Source organism: Mesorhizobium intechi, from assembly GCF_002879535.1.
Classification (GTDB): Bacteria; Pseudomonadota; Alphaproteobacteria; order Rhizobiales; family Rhizobiaceae; genus Mesorhizobium; species Mesorhizobium intechi.
In genome coordinates this window covers 1-16005 of sequence record NZ_PNOT02000301.1, presented here as the reverse complement: position 1 = coordinate 16005, position 16005 = coordinate 1, and the positions used below count along the sequence as shown (strand labels likewise).

Annotated in this window: 15 protein-coding genes; 8 read left to right on the top strand and 7 right to left on the bottom strand. The window is 64.1% G+C overall.

Features of this window, described 5'->3' with window-relative positions; all coding sequences use genetic code 11:
- Window positions 1–189 precede the first annotated feature (189 nt).
- The gene (locus tag C1D09_RS25865) at window positions 190–729 is read right to left on the bottom strand and encodes a tetratricopeptide repeat protein (protein ID WP_143976909.1); all 540 of its coding nucleotides are present in this window, start codon (window positions 727–729) and stop codon (window positions 190–192) included.
- Between the two features lie 142 nt (window positions 730–871).
- Here C1D09_RS25865 and C1D09_RS25860 point away from each other — a divergent pair, with 142 nt between their 5' ends.
- The 3 genes from C1D09_RS25860 (at window position 872) to C1D09_RS25850 (ending at window position 3554) form a co-directional block, all read left to right on the top strand.
- The gene (locus C1D09_RS25860) at window positions 872–1297 is read left to right on the top strand and encodes a DUF3775 domain-containing protein (RefSeq protein WP_143976908.1); all 426 of its coding nucleotides are present in this window, start codon (window positions 872–874) and stop codon (window positions 1295–1297) included.
- 199 nt (window positions 1298–1496) lie between these two features.
- Window positions 1497–2552 (top strand): extensin-like domain-containing protein, encoded by a 1056-nt coding sequence (locus tag C1D09_RS25855; protein ID WP_143976907.1) that lies wholly within the window; start codon window positions 1497–1499, stop codon window positions 2550–2552.
- Window positions 2553–2747: 195 nt separating this feature from the next.
- A complete protein-coding gene (locus tag C1D09_RS25850; protein ID WP_143976906.1) occupies window positions 2748–3554 on the top strand; it encodes an extensin-like domain-containing protein in 807 nt (268 codons plus the stop codon).
- Window positions 3555–3561: 7 nt separating this feature from the next.
- Here the strand turns inward: C1D09_RS25850 and C1D09_RS25845 are convergent, their stop codons facing one another.
- Entirely contained in the window at window positions 3562–4281 is a 720-nt protein-coding gene (locus C1D09_RS25845; protein WP_143976905.1) for a gamma-glutamylcyclotransferase, read from the bottom strand.
- Window positions 4282–4391: 110 nt separating this feature from the next.
- On the opposite strand from C1D09_RS25845, the gene C1D09_RS25840 reads away from it, so the two are divergent.
- Together C1D09_RS25840 and C1D09_RS25835 are read left to right on the top strand one after the other, a co-directional pair.
- Window positions 4392–5099, top strand: a complete 708-nt coding sequence (locus C1D09_RS25840; RefSeq protein ID WP_143976904.1) for an LssY C-terminal domain-containing protein — start codon at window positions 4392–4394, stop codon at window positions 5097–5099.
- A gap of 158 nt (window positions 5100–5257) precedes the next feature.
- Window positions 5258–6568 (top strand): hemolysin family protein, encoded by a 1311-nt coding sequence (locus C1D09_RS25835; protein ID WP_143976903.1) that lies wholly within the window; start codon window positions 5258–5260, stop codon window positions 6566–6568.
- A 41-nt stretch (window positions 6569–6609) separates the two neighbouring features.
- On the opposite strand, the gene C1D09_RS25830 is transcribed toward C1D09_RS25835, so the two are convergent.
- From C1D09_RS25830 to C1D09_RS25815, 4 genes are all read right to left on the bottom strand, one after another.
- Complete coding sequence (locus C1D09_RS25830; protein WP_143976912.1) at window positions 6610–7932, bottom strand: HlyD family type I secretion periplasmic adaptor subunit; 1323 nt, start codon at window positions 7930–7932, stop codon at window positions 6610–6612.
- A 3-nt stretch (window positions 7933–7935) separates the two neighbouring features.
- Window positions 7936–9681: a type I secretion system permease/ATPase gene (locus tag C1D09_RS25825; protein ID WP_143976902.1), complete on the bottom strand. Its 1746-nt coding sequence runs from the start codon at window positions 9679–9681 to the stop codon at window positions 7936–7938.
- 34 nt (window positions 9682–9715) lie between these two features.
- Window positions 9716–11209, bottom strand: coding sequence for an endo-1,3-1,4-beta-glycanase EglC (gene eglC / locus C1D09_RS25820; RefSeq protein WP_143976911.1), 1494 nt, complete (start codon window positions 11207–11209; stop codon window positions 9716–9718).
- Window positions 11210–11564: 355 nt separating this feature from the next.
- Window positions 11565–12443, bottom strand: coding sequence for a DMT family transporter (locus C1D09_RS25815; protein WP_143976910.1), 879 nt, complete (start codon window positions 12441–12443; stop codon window positions 11565–11567).
- A gap of 232 nt (window positions 12444–12675) precedes the next feature.
- On the opposite strand from C1D09_RS25815, the gene C1D09_RS25810 reads away from it, so the two are divergent.
- The 3 genes from C1D09_RS25810 (at window position 12676) to C1D09_RS25800 (ending at window position 15329) form a co-directional block, all read left to right on the top strand.
- A complete protein-coding gene (locus C1D09_RS25810; protein WP_143976901.1) occupies window positions 12676–13080 on the top strand; it encodes a YciI family protein in 405 nt (134 codons plus the stop codon).
- A complete protein-coding gene (locus C1D09_RS25805) occupies window positions 13077–14336 on the top strand; it encodes an RNA polymerase sigma factor (RefSeq protein WP_143976900.1) in 1260 nt (419 codons plus the stop codon). The genes C1D09_RS25810 and C1D09_RS25805 overlap by 4 nt, the downstream gene beginning before the upstream one ends.
- Before the next feature lie 306 nt (window positions 14337–14642).
- Window positions 14643–15329, top strand: coding sequence for a hypothetical protein (locus C1D09_RS25800; RefSeq protein WP_143976899.1), 687 nt, complete (start codon window positions 14643–14645; stop codon window positions 15327–15329).
- A 125-nt stretch (window positions 15330–15454) separates the two neighbouring features.
- On the opposite strand, the gene C1D09_RS25795 is transcribed toward C1D09_RS25800, so the two are convergent.
- The coding region (locus tag C1D09_RS25795) for a quinone oxidoreductase family protein (protein WP_143976898.1) at window positions 15455–16005 on the bottom strand (551 nt) is incomplete at its 5' end.

Genomic DNA, 16005 nt, shown 5'->3' with positions numbered 1-16005 from the left:
GGGCTAACGGAACCGTTTCACCGCAATTTCCCCCAATATAGCAATCTTCGCGGGTTTTTCACGCCCAAAAAAGCGGTTGTGCAAAAATCGTCCCCGCTTTCACCAGAGGAGGCGGCCAATGAGGCGGGAGGCGATGAAAAAAACGGCCGCGATTGCTCGCGGCCGTTTCGGCAAATCTTTGGAGCCCGATCAGCTCCGCATGAAATGCTCGATCTGCTCCGACAGCATGCCGTATTCGCGCGAGCCCTTGCCGGTGCGCTTCTCGATTTCCATCAGCTGCTGCTGGGCGCCCGACAGGTCGCCGATCTGCAGATGCGCCTCGCCGAGATATTCGCGCACTAGCGTGTAATTCGGGTCGATGCGCAACGCTTCCTCGTAATAGCCGAGGCCGACGGTGACACGTCCGGAATGACGATGCGAATAGCCGAGATAGTTGAGAATGCGCGGATCCTGCTTGTTGGCGGCAAGGGTGAGCACCGAGATCGCCTCGTCATAGCGCCCGGCCATCGCCAGCGCATGGCCGGCGTCATAGATGCTGTCGTCGTCCAGCATGCCTTCCTGCGGTGCGACGCACTTCTTCTTCTTCTTGTCCCAGACCTCTCCCTTCTTGCACTGGGTGACAGTCTGGTCGCTGCCACCGCTGCTACTGCCCGCCGCGAATACCGGGACGGCGAAGAACTGCAGCGCGACAAGGGCAGTCGCGGCCTGGATCAGCATTCTTTTGTGCATCGAAGCCTCCTTGAGGGGTGAGAATGCAACACTAACGCCAAGCGCCCCGCGTTTCATCCCGGAAAAATTCACGTGGAGAACATCAGGTGACGGAGGCCGGAAATTCGCTATCATCCGCGCAAACGACTGACGGAGATGGCCCGTGCAGCGGCGGCTCGAAAAGGACTGGGAACTCTCGATCGGCCCCGATACGGTGCGCCTGTTCATCCTCAAGGCCAAGGCACTGAGCGCGGCCGTCAACGAGGACTATGCCGACGGCGCCGAGCACGAGATCGAGTTCGACGGCGACACGCACGACAATCATCATCATGACGGCCTTGCCGAGGAAAGCTCGGAAAACCTGACCGAAGAGGAACTGCGCGAACTGATCAACGACCTCAATGTCGATGAAGCCGCCGAACTGGTCGCGCTCGCCTGGGTCGGCCGCGGCGACTATGACCCCTCGGAATGGGTGGACGCCGTGACGGCGGCGCGCGAACGCGCCAACAAGCGCACGGCCAAGTACCTGCTTGGCATGCCGCTGCTCGCCGACTGGCTGGAGGAAGGCCTCGAAGCGATCGGCGCGTAACGCAGCGGTAACCGATTGTGATCGGGGGAAAGCGTCCGTCCAGGCAACTTCAGCATGCCGGCGCCGTTTCGGAGCGATGGCAACGCTGAGCTTTTCCCGACTTTGCACCTTGGCGCTGCTCCTGGCGGCTGCGCTCCTGCTGGCGATGCCGGCCGACGCCAAACATCGTCACAGGCATTTCCAGCCGCTATCCCCGCGGATGGATCAGTCGTCAACCCAGCGTCTGGCCCAGCCATTGAGGCCGAAAAGCAAGCACCGCGGCAGATCGCGCGGCAAGCAGCAGGTCGCGCCAAAGCAGACGCCAAGGGAAACGCGGGAGCAGCAGACCTCGCCCGCGAAGGTTCCTGTGCCCGAGCCGCGTCCCACGGATGCGCCAAAGGCCGACGCCGCACCGGCGGAAGAGCAAAAGACGGAAGGTTCAAAGGCACCGGACGCCTCCAACCAGGTCAATGAGGAAAAGTCTGGCCAGGCAAAGCAGGCACATCCCGAGCCGCCGGTTCCCGAACCTTCGTCCCGAGAGCCGTCAACCGAAACGGAGAGCGAGCCGGAGCCGCCAGCCGACGTGCCGATCCCGACACAAAGACCCGACACGGCGGAACCAGGGGGTCAGCGACCGGCCGTTGCGCCGCAGCCGCCTGAAAAACCGGCAAATGGTGGCGACAAGCAGATGCTTCCCGACCCGCGCTCGGCCGACCGACCTGGCGAAAAGATGCCCGCCGAGGAAGTTGCCTGCCGCGATCGGCTGAAGGCGCTCGGCGTCGAATTCGAGGAGCACAGCGCGGAAAGCAATCCCGAAATCGGCTGCTCCATTCCCTACCCCCTGGTGCTGAAGAACCTTGGCAAGTCGATCGCCATCGCCCCAGGCACCGAACTCAACTGCCCGATGGCCGAAGCGGCGGCGCGATTTGCCGCCGACGTCATCCAGCCAGCGGCGAAGGCCGAATTCGGCGCCGACCTCAAATCGATCAGCCAGGCATCGGCCTTCGTCTGCCGTCCGCGCCACGGCACGGGGAAACTGTCCGAGCACGCCTTCGGCAACGCGCTCGACATCGCCAGCTTCACCTTGTCCGACGGCAGGAAGGTCGAGATCGGCCCAACGCCGCCTGAAAAGGATGCCAAATTCCTCAATGCCGTACGCAAGGCCGCCTGCGGTCCGTTCAAGACCGTGCTCGGACCAGGCGCCGACGCCGACCACGCGCTGCACTTCCACCTCGATCTCGAGCCGCGCAGGCATGGCGGCACGTTCTGCCAGTAAGGCCCACAACGAATCGCCGCCGCATTTCCGCCGCAGGCGTGAATGCGGGCGCTGAGTTTTCCTTTACCCTTGATCGTTAAAATGCCGGATATCCGGCCATGACCCCGAAAAGTGGAAACCGGTTTTCGGAAACGATCATGGCCAGGCAAAAGCTAGAACCCGATGGGGATCAGGTTCGGGGACAGGATTCCGCCAATGCCCGGCAAATTTCGCGCCTTGTTTTCCGCCACCGCGCGCCGATCGAAACCGGCGACGCTGCTGGCCGCCGGCCTTACGCTCGCGTCGGTTTCGGCCTGCAACACCGGCAGCGTGCTGTCGTTGCAGCCTGCGGTCGATGTCGGCGCGCAAACCGCGGCCGTGCCGCAATATACCGGCATGCAGCGGCTTGTCCCGTCCAATCCCTACATGACGCAGGCCGCCTATCCGCGCATGGATGAGCCGATGTCGCCGGTCGAGCAGATACCGGCCAGCGAAGTTGATTGCCGCCAGCAGCTGAAGCGCCTCGATGTCGCCTATACCGACCTGGCGCCGATCCATGAAGGCCAGTGCGGCATCGACTATCCCGTAAAGGTCACGGCCATCGGCAGTGTCGAGATGAAACCCGCCGCGACGCTGACCTGCGACATGGCCGCCACCTTCGCCGCCTGGACGAAGAACGAACTCGTTCCCTCCGCCCGCTGGCGCTACTTCTCCGGCGTCAAGACCATCCACCAGGGCTCGAGCTATTCCTGCCGCAACATCGCCGGCGAAGGTGTCTTGTCCGAGCACGGCAAGGGCAACGCGCTCGACGTGATGAGCATCGAGCTCAACAATGGCGACGACATCGACGTGCGCAAGCCCGGCCTGTTCGCCTTCCGCACGCGAGGCTTCCTCAACAATGTGCGCGCCGATGGCTGCCAGTATTTCACCACCGTGCTCGGCCCTGGCTACAATTACGACCACCGCAACCATTTCCATTTCGACATCAAGAACCGCAAGAGCGGTTACCGCGCCTGTCGCTAGCAGATGATCAGTCAGGCCCGGCGCCAGCGGTCGAAGCGATGATGTGCCGTGCCACCAGATCCTGGACGCGCCAGAGATTCCGGTCGTGGATACCGCTTTCCTCCAGCTTGCTGACGGTCCTGAACAGATATTGCGCCGACGAGCCCCAATGTCCGGCGGCCCGCGCCAGCGTGTCCGCAACGTGCTCCGGCGGCAGCCGTCCTGCATAGGCCCTGCCATCTGGTGCAGCGACGAAGGCCAGGGCGCGCAGCGGACCGTCCCTCGTCCGGACCTTGATCCAGCGCGGCACATTGGTTGGCGGGTTGGCATCGATCTCGCGGCGCATCAACTGGCCGAGTTGCCGGAAATGATCTTCGGCGGGCAGCCGGTAAACAATGCCGTTGCAACTGCCGCCGCGGTCGAGAGCCAGCATCAGGGCCGGCAATTCGCGGGTCCCACGCCAGCGGGTCAGTTTCAGACAGAATGAGCGGTGCCACCCTGGCGCCGTGGCCGGGCGCTGCTCGACAGGAACGAATTCAGGATTCCAGATCAGCGAGCCGTAGGCAAACACCCACAGCGCTTCAGGCCGGTATTGCGACAGGAGTTGCTCGACAAGGCCGTCGAATTCCGCGTCGGTATGCTCGGCTGTTCCAGGCTCGGGGCCGGGATCCGGCTCGACGCGCTCGACCCTCTCGACAAGGTCGGCGGTCAACGCCATCGGCCCGCGGCTTGTCGGTTTCCCCTTCATTCCTGCCCCCGCGCAAAAACGATGGCTGACAATAGACCGGCTGCGCATTCCTGGCCATTGATTTCCAAGGGCTGTCAGGCAACAGATACCGCACGGATCGAGCCTTCTTCATGAGCCCACGAAGCCTTCGGCGACGCGCGACAATCTGGCTGGCGTCCTTGCTGGCCGCTTATCTGGCGCTCGCCTATGTCGCGGCGCCGGAATTCTGGACATTTCGCGACCGCGGCTTTCGCGACCAGCGCTTCGAAATGGTGACGCACACGCCCCAAGGCATTCCGGGCGACCCGATCAATGTCGGTCTTGTCGGCACCGAAAGAGAGGTGGTCCATGCCTTCGCTATTGCCGGTTGGGACACCGCTGACGCCGTCACCTTGAGAACCGCCATCGACATCGGGGAGAGCGTGTTGTTTTCCCGCCCCTATCCCGATGCGCCGATGAGCCGCCTGCTGTTCGAGGGCCGCGCCCAGGATCTAGCTTTCGAAAAGCCGGTGGGCGACAGCGCCGACCGGCGCCATCACGTCCGTTTCTGGCAGACCGATACGATCGGCGACGATGGCCGCCCGCTCTGGCTGGGGGCCGCGAGCTTTGACCGCGGCGTCGGCCTCAGCCACGACACTGGCGCCATCACCCATCACATCGGTCCCGACATCGACGCCGAACGCGACTTCCTGATCGGCGACCTCAACGCTGCCGGCCTTTTGGCATCGACCAGCGACATGGCCGGGATCGGCGTCACCAGGACCGGCCGCAACGGCGGCGGCGACCCCTATTTCACCGACGGCAAGGCAATCATCGGCGTGCTTAAGCAGCCGCAGTGAAATGGGCCTTGAGAGAGGGCCGTGGTCGGAAGCGGTCTAACAATGCATGGTCTGTGCGACGCCGCGTAATCGTACCGCTTCATCAGCCCGAACTGTCATTTTCTAAAAATGCTGCCGGACTATTTTCGAGCGACCCGTCCCAATGCTATTGAGCCCTCATGCTATACGTCGAAATCGCTATCGTGGTCGTCCTCATTTGTGTGAACGGCCTTCTGGCAATGTCCGAACTCGCCATCGTTTCATCGCGCCCGGCACGGCTCAAGGCGATGATCGACCGTGGCGTCAACGGCGCCGGTCGGGCGCTGGATCTTGGCTCCAATCCCGGCAAGTTCCTGTCCTCGGTGCAGATTGGCATCACGCTGGTCGGCGTGCTTTCCGGCGCCTTTTCCGGCGCCACGCTGGGCGACCGGCTGTCCATGTACCTCGCCTCGATAGGCATGCGCGAAAGCGTCGCCGATCCGCTCGGCGTCGGCATCGTCGTTGCCGTCATCACCTATTTCTCGCTGATCGTCGGCGAACTGGTGCCCAAGCAGATCGCGCTGCGCGACCCCGAACGCGTCGCCGCCCGCGCGGCCCCGGCCATGACCATCCTCGCCACCGTTTCGGCACCCCTGGTGTTCCTGCTCGACATTTCCGGCCGCGCCATATTGTGGCTGCTTGGCCAGCGCGGCGAAAGCGACGAGAAGGTCACCGATGAGGAGATCAAGATGCTGGTCGCCGAGGCCGAGCATCACGGCACCATCGAATCCGACGAGCGGCGCATGATCGCCGGCGTCATGCGGCTTGGCGACCGCGCCGTTCGCGCGGTGATGACGCCGCGCACCGAGGTCGACTGGATCAACCTGCAGTCCGACGACGCGACGATCCGCAAGTTGCTGATGGAAACGCAGCATTCGCGCCTGCCGGCGGGTGACGGCGGCGTCGACGTGATGGTCGGCGTCGTCCAGACGCGCGACGTGCTGGCCGCGATCCTTGCCGGCCGCACGCTCGACCCGCGCAAGCATGTGCGCGTCGCTCCCATCGTCTACGACCAGGCCGACGCGCTCGACGTGCTCCACAAACTCAAGGAATCCGACGTGCCGATGGCGCTGGTGCATGACGAATACGGCCATTTCGAAGGCATCGTCACGCCGGCCGATATTCTCGAAGCCATCACCGGCGTGTTCCGCGCGGACCTCGATGCTGGCGACGAGGAAAACGCCGTCAAGCGCGAGGACGGTTCATGGCTGCTCGCCGGCTATATGCAGGCCGACGAGATGGCCGAGATTCTGGGCTTCGACCTGCCCGAAAACCGCGACTACGAGACCGTCGCCGGCTATGTGCTGTCGCACATGCACCATCTGCCGGCGACCGGCGAATGCGTCGACGCGCAAGGCTGGCGCTTCGAGGTGGTCGACCTAGACGGCCGCCGCATCGACAAGCTGATCGCCACCCGCCTGCCCGGCACCCACCGCGAGGCGGTGCGGTGATTGCCTGAATGTCAGCCCGGTGGATTGCGCGCCGGCGACAGCTACCGCTCCGTGAACGCGCGAGCGAAGGAATCGAGCATCGGCCGTGCCAGATACCCGAAGAAAGTCCGATCGCCGGTGTTGATGAAAGCCTCGACCGGCGTTCCGGGATAAAGCTGCTCGGGCTTCACGCCGGGCGGCAGGTCGGCGGCAATGCTGAGTTTGACGCGGAAATAGGGCTCATGCGTGGCCTCGTCGATGAGCCGGTCCGCGGAAATTTGTGCCACGGTGGCTGAAACCTCGGGGGTGAGCCGCATGTTCAAGGCGGACAATCGCAGTTTCGCCGGTTGGCCGACACGGACCTGATCGACGTCCTTCGGCCGCAGCCTTGCATCGACGATCAGACCCGGTGCCGTGGGCAGGATCTCCATGATCTTTTCACCGCGGGCAATCACGCTGCCCTTGGCATTGTAGCTCGACGATACCACGATGCCCGCCGCCGGCGCCTTGATCGTCGTCCGCCGCAGCACCGCCTCGGCCGCCCTGATCTGTTCCTCGATGTCGGCTAGGTTGGAGCGGACCTCGTCCAGCTTCGTCAGCGCCTCTTCCACGCGTTGCGTGGTCAGTCGCTCGATCTGCTCCTGGGCTTCGACGATCTGGGTGTTGACCGCCGCCAGATTGGCTTCCAGCGCCCCGGCCTGCCCGACGAGATCGGCCTCGCTGCGCAAAAGCTGCGAGTATTCGGTTCGATTGGTGAGGCCCTTGTCCAGCAGGCTTGTCTTGATGCCGAGTTCCTTCTTCACGATTTCGGCTTGTTGCCGAACGGCCTCTTTCTGGGACTGCAATCCCACCACGGACTGCCGATGCATGGCCAGTCGTTGGGCGAGGATCGATTGTTCCGATCGGAAGCGGGCGAGCCTGGCGTCGAATTCCTTTTGCTGTTCACGGATCAGGGCTTCGAAATCGGCCTGGAGCGATGCGGGCGCCGGTTTGGTGATTGGCGCGAGCCTGTCCAACCCGTCGCGTTCCGCCTCCAGCCGCGCCGCCCCCGCCCTGAGCGCGATCGACTGTCTCGTCAGCCGGTTGAGCTCGGCCCGTGCGGCTGTCGGATCCAGCACGATCAGATCCTGGGCCTGTTGCACGTGATCGCCGTCATGGACCAGCAACGCCTCGATGATGCCGCCCTCCGGATGCTGGATCAGGATGTTTCCGCCGGTCGCGGCGATCGTCCCTTGCGTGATCACCGCTCCGGACAAGGGCGCGCTGACGGCCCAATAGCCAAAGCAACCCAGCAATAGCGCCGTTGCCGCGTAACCGGCGAATGCCACACGCCTTATGTTGGTGCGCGGGTTGCCCTCTTCCCAGGCGAGGCTCTGCACCACCATCATCTAGGATCCAAAATGGGAGTGACGCGCGCGGATCGTCGTGGCGAAGGATCCTGTCACCACCGTATTCGGCTGCGCGGGAAGGCCCTTGCCGACGACCGAATGCCGCAGCACCTCCCTGCTTGGGCCGAAGGCTTCGATCGCGCCGCCGCGCAGAAGCATCACACGGTCGCAGGACGCGGCGATCGAAGGGCGATGCGTGATCACGACCATCGTGATGCCGGCCGCCTTCGCGGCGGCGAGTGCCGCCTCGAGCGCCGCTTCGCCGGTGCCGTCGAGATGGGTGCTGGGCTCGTCCAGGACCAGAATTCTGGGATTGCCGTAGAAGGCGCGTGCCAGCCCGATCCTCTGGCGTTCGCCGCCCGACAGCATTCTGTCCGACGGACCTATCAATGTCTGGTAGCCGTCCCGCTGCGCCAGGATCAGCTCATGCGCCTCGGCCCGCCTTGCTGCCTCGATGATCGCGGCGTCATCTGCATCGGGGTCGAAGCGAGCGACATTTTGCGCGATCGATCCTGGAAAGAGCTCGACCTCCTGCGCGAGGTAGCCGACGCGCTTTCCGAGCTGGTTCTCGTCCCATGTCCTGAGGTCGGCGCCGTCGATCCTGACCGCGCCGCCGGTTGGCCGGGCTGCGCCGACAAGCAACCGCGCCAGCGTCGATTTGCCGGCGCCGCTCGGGCCGACGATGGCCAACGCTTCGCCGGCGCCGATTTGGAAGTTCAGCCGCTTGAGGATGGGTTCGGTGCCGGGCTGCGCATTCGGCGCCAGGAAGAAGACGTCCTGCACGGAAATCGCGCCTGCCGGCTCGGGCAGGATCAGTTTGCGCGCTTCAGCCGGACGCGCCGCTAACGCCGTCTCCAGCCGCTTCCAGGCCCGCCGGGCGTCGGCGATCTGCCGCCAGGCGCCGATCAACTGGTCGAGCGGCTGCAGTGCGCGCGACGACACCAGCGAGGAGGCGAAGATCATGCCCGCCGTCATCTGTCCCTTGAGCACCAGCCATGCGCCCGCGCCCAGGATCGCCAGTTGCAGCATCATGCGCAGCGCCCGCGAGGCACCGCTGAAGATCGCATTGGCACTGGAGGAACGGTCGTGCAAGGTGAGCGCCGCCGCCACGTGCCGTCCCCAGACCCGCGCGGCGTTCTCCACCATGCCCATCGCTTGCAGCGTCTCCGCATTGCGGGCAAAGGCATGTTCCGCCTGGCTGGCCAAGGCCGAACGCTCCGCGGACAAGGCGTCGTTCCTGCCGATGGCAAGCTGGTTGGCCACGACCAGCAAAAGCAGAAGCGCCGCGCCGGCGACCGTCACCCAGAAAAGCACCGGATGGATGAGATAGAGCAAGGCGAGGAAGACAGGGGCGAAAGGCAGGTCGAACAACACCGCCACGCCGCGCGACCTGATGAAGGCGCAGACCGAGGCGAGGTCGCGCAGCGGTGACAGGCCCCCGGCACGTTTCGCGCCAAGCGAAACGGCGAATGTGCTGGCGCCCAGTTTCTGGTCGAGGGTCGCCGCAACGCGCTGCGTGTAAACGGCGCGGATCGCGTCCAGGAGCCCGAGGACAGCGAGCGTCAGAACCGCCATGGCCGAAAGATAGACAAGCGTCTCGACGCTGGAGGACGGTAGCACGCGGTCATAGACCTGCAGCAGGTAGAGCGGAACCACCAACAGCAGGACGTTGATCAACAGCGAGAAGACACCGACGTCGGCGATGGCGCGCATGAAGACCGGACGCAGGCCGGACGGTCCAGTCATTTCCAAATTTCCCAACGCTGCATGTTCCCGCGACCTACGCGTGGCCGCCGAACTCGGAACCGCCGTGCAGCGTGCTGTTGCCGTGCGGTGCGACACTGTGCGTGCCGACGCTGCTACTGGTGATGTTCAGGGCGTTTGCCGGCGCACTGTCCAGAGTGTAGGCGCGGACGTAGTCGATCTTCATCTCGGCCGGCGTGGCCAGATGATCGGGAGGGGCGCCGGCCAAGCCGCCGACCGCGAGATCGACCAGCATGTACATGGGCTTGTTCATGTCGGACGGCGTCGCCGTTTCCGCGACCTGCACGCCGTCATAGGTCCAGACGAGCTTGTCCGGCGTCCAGAGCAGGCCATAGGTGTGGAAGCCGTCGGGGTTCGAGACACTGACTATCGACGTGACCTTGGTGTGCGTCCCCGTTTCATTCGAGTGCGCCGTCATGATCAATGAGTTCGGGGCCTGGCCAATCGTCTCCACGACATCGAGTTCCGGCGGCCACGAACCGTCTTCCGGAAGCAGCCAGAAGGCCGGCCAGGCGCCGGCGTGCTCTGGCAGGTCGGCCCGGATTTCGAAATAGCCATAGGTCTGCGAGAAGGAATCGTGGGTCGTCAGGATGCCTGAGGTGTATTCGTAATTGTTGATCAGCGGCTTGATGTCCGCCGGCGCCTGCGCCGCGGTGATGGTGAGCACGCCGTTGTTCACGCTGAACGGATGGACGGAACTCGTCGGTGCGTAATTGGCGTCGATATACCATTGCAGCTCGTTGTTGCTGCTCAAGGTGCTGCCGTTCGGCGCTCCCCACCAGAAGTTGGAATCCCACGTTCCGCCCTGGCTATTGTGAAGGTTCAGCGTGTTGAAATCGTCGCTGAAGGAGAGCTGCATCCCGGATTTGTCGATGGGCAATTCGAACTGGCTGGGCTGCAGCTTGTCGATGGTCGTGTCCTTGAACTCGAGGATCTCGCCGGACCCGAGGTTCAGCAGCACGTTCGATCCCGCCTGGACCATGCTTGCGTGGATGGCGTCGAACGAGGTGAACCCATAGCCATTGAGGCGGACGGTGTCGGTGGCGGCAAAATTCGCTATCAGGTCGCTTCCGTTGCCTTTCGAGACGATGAAGGTGTCGTAGCCGCCGCCACCATCGATCAGCACATCGTTTCCCGCGCCGCCGTCCAAAGTCTGGTGCCCGGCCTTGGCGGTGATGATGTTGTCCAACCCATTTCCGAAAGCATAGTTGTTGGCGTTTGTAACGACGAGATTCTCCACATTGTCGGGGAGCTTATAGCTCATCCATGTGCTGATCGTGTCGATGCCTGCCCCAGCGGCGTCAGCCACCTTGTTGCCCGCCGCATAGAGGTAATAGATGTCATCGCCTGTGCCGCCGTGCATGGTGACGTTGACACCGGATGCTCCGTAGAATGAGTCGTTTTCGGGGCTGCCGTACAAGTCCGGCCCGGACCCCGCCGCCGAGTACCAATGGCTGGAAGCGCCGCTGTAGGGAAGAGGAACGCCGAGGGCGTTGACGAAGAAGCTCATAGGACAAATCCTCCTCGTGATGCCTGGCCTGCTCGGATCGTTCGACAGGAGTTCCAGGCGGCCGCATCCGGACCAACGTTGCCATGCACGATTCCGCTCCAGGAGCTTGCCACATAGTTCACCATTACATCGACCCTTCAGTGACGTTTTCCGGACTGAGAGCACAACAACCCGACGAATGGTCTACGGAATGTAATCCTCCCGACAAAATATTGAATAAAATTTTACAGCAGGCACGGATCTAGCTACGGCCACATTTGATTCAGGTTACGCAAAAGCGTTCCGTGCTTTGATGAGGTCGTGCAATTCTTGCTGTAAAAACCAGGTGTCGACGCGTTGTTGAGGGTGCTTCCCTTCAAACCGCGACTTCGATCGGCTCGGCAAGTCTCGGGTTGGAGCGCGCGGCGATCAGGCAGCTGGCCACGATGAGGCCGGCTCCCGCCAGCGTCGTCCAGGTCACCGCCTCGTCGAAGAAGAACCATCCGAGCGCGATCGCCCAGATGAAGGCCGAATATTCGGTCGGGATCAGATATTGTGCCTCGGCGCGGGCATAGGCCCAGCTCATCAGGAACTGGCCGGCGAGCGACAATGCCGTTACGCCCGCGAGCGGAAGCCAGAGATTGACGGGCAGCGCAATGGCGAGCCAGGGGGCCGCCAGACCAAGCATGATCGCAACGCAAAGGTTCTGGAACAGCATGATTTCGACGGGCTTGGCCAGCAGCGCCTGCCGCCGGGCGAGGATCAGATTGTAGGCATAGAACACCGTCGAAACGAGCACCGCCGCCGTGCCGAGCAAGGCATCCCTGGCATAGCTTGCGTGCCCGAACTGGCCGGCCACGATGATTGCGACGCCCGCAATGCCGGCGAGCGAGGCCCAGATCGCCCTGCGCTGTATCCTTTCGCCCAATAGCAGCGCGGCCAGCAGGAGCGCGAACAGGGGCGCCACGAAACTGAGGCCGATCGCCTCCGCCAGCGGCAGCCGCGCAAGTCCCCAGAAGAAACACAGCAGGACAATGCCGACAATCATCGCGCGCAGCGCATGCAGCCTCAGCACCGAGATGGCGGGAAGCGAGCGCGGCCCCGCCAGCCAGCCGGCGCCCGCGACCAAGGTCGCCAGCATGCTGCGCCACAGTACGGTGTTGTAGACGCCGACCGCGATAACCAGCACCTTCATCGCCGCATCCATGCCGGACAAGAGGAAGATGCCGAATGCGCAGACGAGCACCGGGATCATGGGGGAAGCGGCGCCGGCCAGGCTGGATGATTTCACGCGGGCTCACTCGAGGCGATGGATGCAAGCTGACATATCAGGGCAAAAGGACAGGGCCAGATGGCAGCCTCGCCCATGTGGCGGTCCAACGTGTCCGTCCCGCGGTAATCGCGATTCGCACTTTTTTGCAGCAGCTGTCGATTCCGCCGCCCCTCGTTCGTCGTATCATCGAACCAACCCAACCAAGGAGAAGACCATGCGGTTCATGATGCTGATGATCCCCGGCGGCTACGCAGAGGCGGCGCCCGACGTCAGGCCCGACGCCAAGGGGGTGGAGGGAATGATGAAATACAATGAGGAGCTCAAGAAGGCCGGCGTGTTGCTGGCGCTGGACGGGCTGCATCCGCCGTCATCGGGCGCGCGGGTCAGCTTCAAGGGCGGCAAGCCCGTCGTCACCGACGGGCCGTTCGCCGAGGTCAAGGAAGTGCTGGGCGGCTATTGGGTCATCGACGTGCGCTCTCGTGAAGAAGCCATCGAATGGGCCCGCCGCTGCCCCGCCGGGGAGAATGAGGTGATCGAGGTTCGCCGCGTCTTTGAGATGAGCGATTTCCCCGAGGACGTCCAGAAGGTCGTTGAAGGCTTCAGCGAGTTTAAGGATTGACGGCCACAGCCACCATCGAAGCGGTGTGGCGCATCGAGCAGCCCAAGCTCACCGCCAGGCTCGCCCGTTATCTCAGGGATATCGGGCTGGCCGAGGAGGTCGCCGGCGATGCCTTCCTGCTGGCGCTGGAGCGCTGGCCCCGGGACGGCATCCCGCGCAACCCGGCCGCCTGGTTGACCGAGGTCGCCAGGAACCGGGCGCTAGACCGGCTGCGCCGAACCACCATGATCGACGGCAAGCACCGCGAACTCGCCATCGACCTCGCCGAACTGGAGCGCGCGATGCCCGACATCGAGGCCGTGCTCGACGAGGATATCGACGATGACCTTTTGCGGCTGATCTTCACCGCTTGCCATCCCGTTCTGCCGGCCGAGCAGCGCGCAGCCCTCGCCCTGCGTCTGCTGGGCGGGCTATCGACAGCCGAGATCGCCCGCGCCTTCCTGGTGCCCGAAGCCACCGCCGCCCAGCGTATCGTGCGCGCCAAGCGGGCGCTTCGCGATGCCGCCATCGCCTTCGAGACGCCGCGCGGGCAGGAGCGGCGCGAACGCCTCGCTGCCGTGCTGGAGGTGGTCTATCTCATCTTCAACGAAGGCTATGTGGCGAGCGCTGGATCGGACTGGCTGCGCGCCGATCTCTGTGGCGAGGCGCTGCGCCTTGGCCGTTCCCTGGCGGCGCTGATGCCTGATGAGCCCGAGGTGCAGGGGCTGGTGTCGCTGATGGAACTCAACGCGTCGCGCTTCCTCGCCCGCACCGGCAAGGCGAGGGAGCCGATCCTGCTGCTCGACCAGGACCGCGGCCGATGGAACTGGTCGCTCATCCGGCGTGGCCTCGACGGCCTGAACCGCGCCATGACCCTGACATCGACACCCGGCCCCTATCTCCTGCAGGCGATGATCGCCGCCTGCCATAGCCGCGCGGCAACCGCCGCCGACACCGACTGGATCGCGATATCAGCCTACTATCAGGCGCTTGCGCTCTCAGCCCCCTCGCCCATCGTCGAAATCAACCGGGCGGTGGCCGTCGGCATGGCGTTCGGACCGGCACAGGGCCTCGCCATCGTCGAGGCGCTGATGGACGAGCCGCGCCTGAAGGACTCGCATCTCCTGCCCACGGTGCGCGGCGATCTTCTGGAAAGGCTGGGGCATCAGGCCGAAGCCCGCGCCGCGTTTCGCCAGGCCGCAGGATTGACCGGCAATGACGCGGAGCGCGCCCTGCTGCTCGCCCGTGCGGCTTCACCTTCGGACATTCGCTCCTGACTTCTTCACACCGATGCCGGCGCCCGCCCCTTGCTCGAGCGCGCCGAGAAGCAGCTTCGCGGCCACTGCCGCCCCGTCTGAATGGACCGTGCGGGCCAGAGTGGTTGCACATGCAACGATCTCGCTCGACAATGCCTGGCTCTGGCATGGCGGGCAGCGATGCCCACCTTTTGTCCTCCGTGAGATGGAACGGGTGCACCAGGCTGCAGGTCCACCGTCTTGTCGTGCCGAAGGCCTAGCTGTATCGTTCAGCACAGTGTCGGCGCGTGCCTCCGCAAGGAGGCGCCAGCGACCGGAGGCGAACCGTTGAGTTCAGACCAAGCGCCAGACACCCAAAAGATCATTGCCTATGGCAGCGGCAGGACCGCATCGAAATACATCGCCTTCTCGGCGTTGGTTCTCGTTGTTGGGCTTGTCGTCGCCTTCGGCAAGGATAATTGGCTGCTGGGTATCCCTTTGGCGGCTGTGGCCGCCGTCATGATTGTCTGGCAAATCAATGGATTGCTGACCGCCCGGCCGCTGTTGCTGTTATCGCCGGCCGGATTGCGCATCAACCTCGACGGTTATGTCTTTCTCGACATCCCCTGGCGGGAAGTGGAAGGGATTGCCTCACTCACCCTTACATTCGAGGTTGTGACGAAGCGATGGTACGACTTTTCAGGGGGCACGCCGAGGTATTCCTTGGGCAAGGATCAGTATCGGGACGTCACCGCGCTACAGGTCTCCGAGGCGTTCGCGGACAAGACGGTCTTGCCTCTATGGAGGGCTGTCAACCGAAACAGCAGGGGGTTAAGGCGGTTCGGCATCGGTTTGGCGACCTTCATGCCCGCCCAGAACTCCACGGCCTCGCGACTGAGCAACATTTTCCCTACACAGGACGGCAAACGGTTCGTCATACTGCCCCATAGCGTGCTTTCCGTCAGCCGCGACCGGCTTCGCACCGAGATCGAGGCCCGTTTGCGCGCTTTCGATAAAACTAGCGCCACAAGCTAGACGATTGCCTCGGTCGCCTTGGCGAGCATCCGGCGGCGGCGGCGGCGTCGTTGGAAATCGTGGGGGGAGCCTCCATCCGGCCCATCGGATGAACCGGTCCTGACGGTACGGTGCCCGTCGCCCTGTCAAGGCACCAGCACGACCTTGCCGGTCGAGCGGCGCTCATCCAGCAGCCGGTGTGCCTCGCCGGCCTGGTCGAGCGGAAAACGGCCGCCGATCGCGACCCGCAGCCGCCCGCTCGCCGCCAGTTGGAACAGTTCCGACAGGCTCGCACGCAACACCTGTGGCGACAGCAGCGGCAGCAGCGCGAAACCCCTCAGCGACTGGTTGCGGCCGATCATGGCTTCCAGATCGGAAGCCGCGAGCCCATAGCGGCCGAGCGCCGCGAACATCAGTTCTCCGCGAGGCGCCAGCGCCTGCAGCGACAGCGCCGTCAGGGCGCCCCCAACCGTGTCGTAGACGATGTCTGCGCCCTCCCCGCCCGCCAGCTCGCGGACGCGCGCAGGCCAGTTCGACCTGACGTAATCGACAGCCGCGTCGGCGCCGAGCGACAACGCAACCTCCAACTTGCCCGCGCTGCCGGCGGCCGCGATCACCTTGGCCGCGCCCTTTGCCTTGGCAAGCTGGACAAGCAGCGACCCAACGCCTCCGGCGGCGGCCGGCACCAGCACCGTCT

Excerpts from the sequence above, each read along its gene's own strand:
- C1D09_RS25865 (WP_143976909.1), bottom strand. The coding sequence starts at position 729 with ATGCACAAAAGAATGCTGATCCAGGCCGCGACTGCCCTTGTCGCGCTG.
- C1D09_RS25855 (WP_143976907.1), top strand. The coding sequence starts at position 1,497 with ATGGATCAGTCGTCAACCCAGCGTCTGGCCCAGCCATTGAGGCCGAAA.
- C1D09_RS25850 (WP_143976906.1), top strand. The coding sequence starts at position 2,748 with ATGCCCGGCAAATTTCGCGCCTTGTTTTCCGCCACCGCGCGCCGATCG.
- C1D09_RS25845 (WP_143976905.1), bottom strand. The coding sequence starts at position 4,281 with ATGAAGGGGAAACCGACAAGCCGCGGGCCGATGGCGTTGACCGCCGAC.
- C1D09_RS25840 (WP_143976904.1), top strand. The coding sequence starts at position 4,392 with ATGAGCCCACGAAGCCTTCGGCGACGCGCGACAATCTGGCTGGCGTCC.
- C1D09_RS25835 (WP_143976903.1), top strand. The coding sequence starts at position 5,258 with ATGCTATACGTCGAAATCGCTATCGTGGTCGTCCTCATTTGTGTGAAC.
- C1D09_RS25830 (WP_143976912.1), bottom strand. The coding sequence starts at position 7,932 with ATGGTGGTGCAGAGCCTCGCCTGGGAAGAGGGCAACCCGCGCACCAAC.
- C1D09_RS25825 (WP_143976902.1), bottom strand. The coding sequence starts at position 9,681 with ATGACTGGACCGTCCGGCCTGCGTCCGGTCTTCATGCGCGCCATCGCC.
- eglC (WP_143976911.1), bottom strand. The coding sequence starts at position 11,209 with ATGAGCTTCTTCGTCAACGCCCTCGGCGTTCCTCTTCCCTACAGCGGC.
- C1D09_RS25815 (WP_143976910.1), bottom strand. The coding sequence starts at position 12,443 with ATGATCCCGGTGCTCGTCTGCGCATTCGGCATCTTCCTCTTGTCCGGC.
- C1D09_RS25810 (WP_143976901.1), top strand. The coding sequence starts at position 12,676 with ATGCGGTTCATGATGCTGATGATCCCCGGCGGCTACGCAGAGGCGGCG.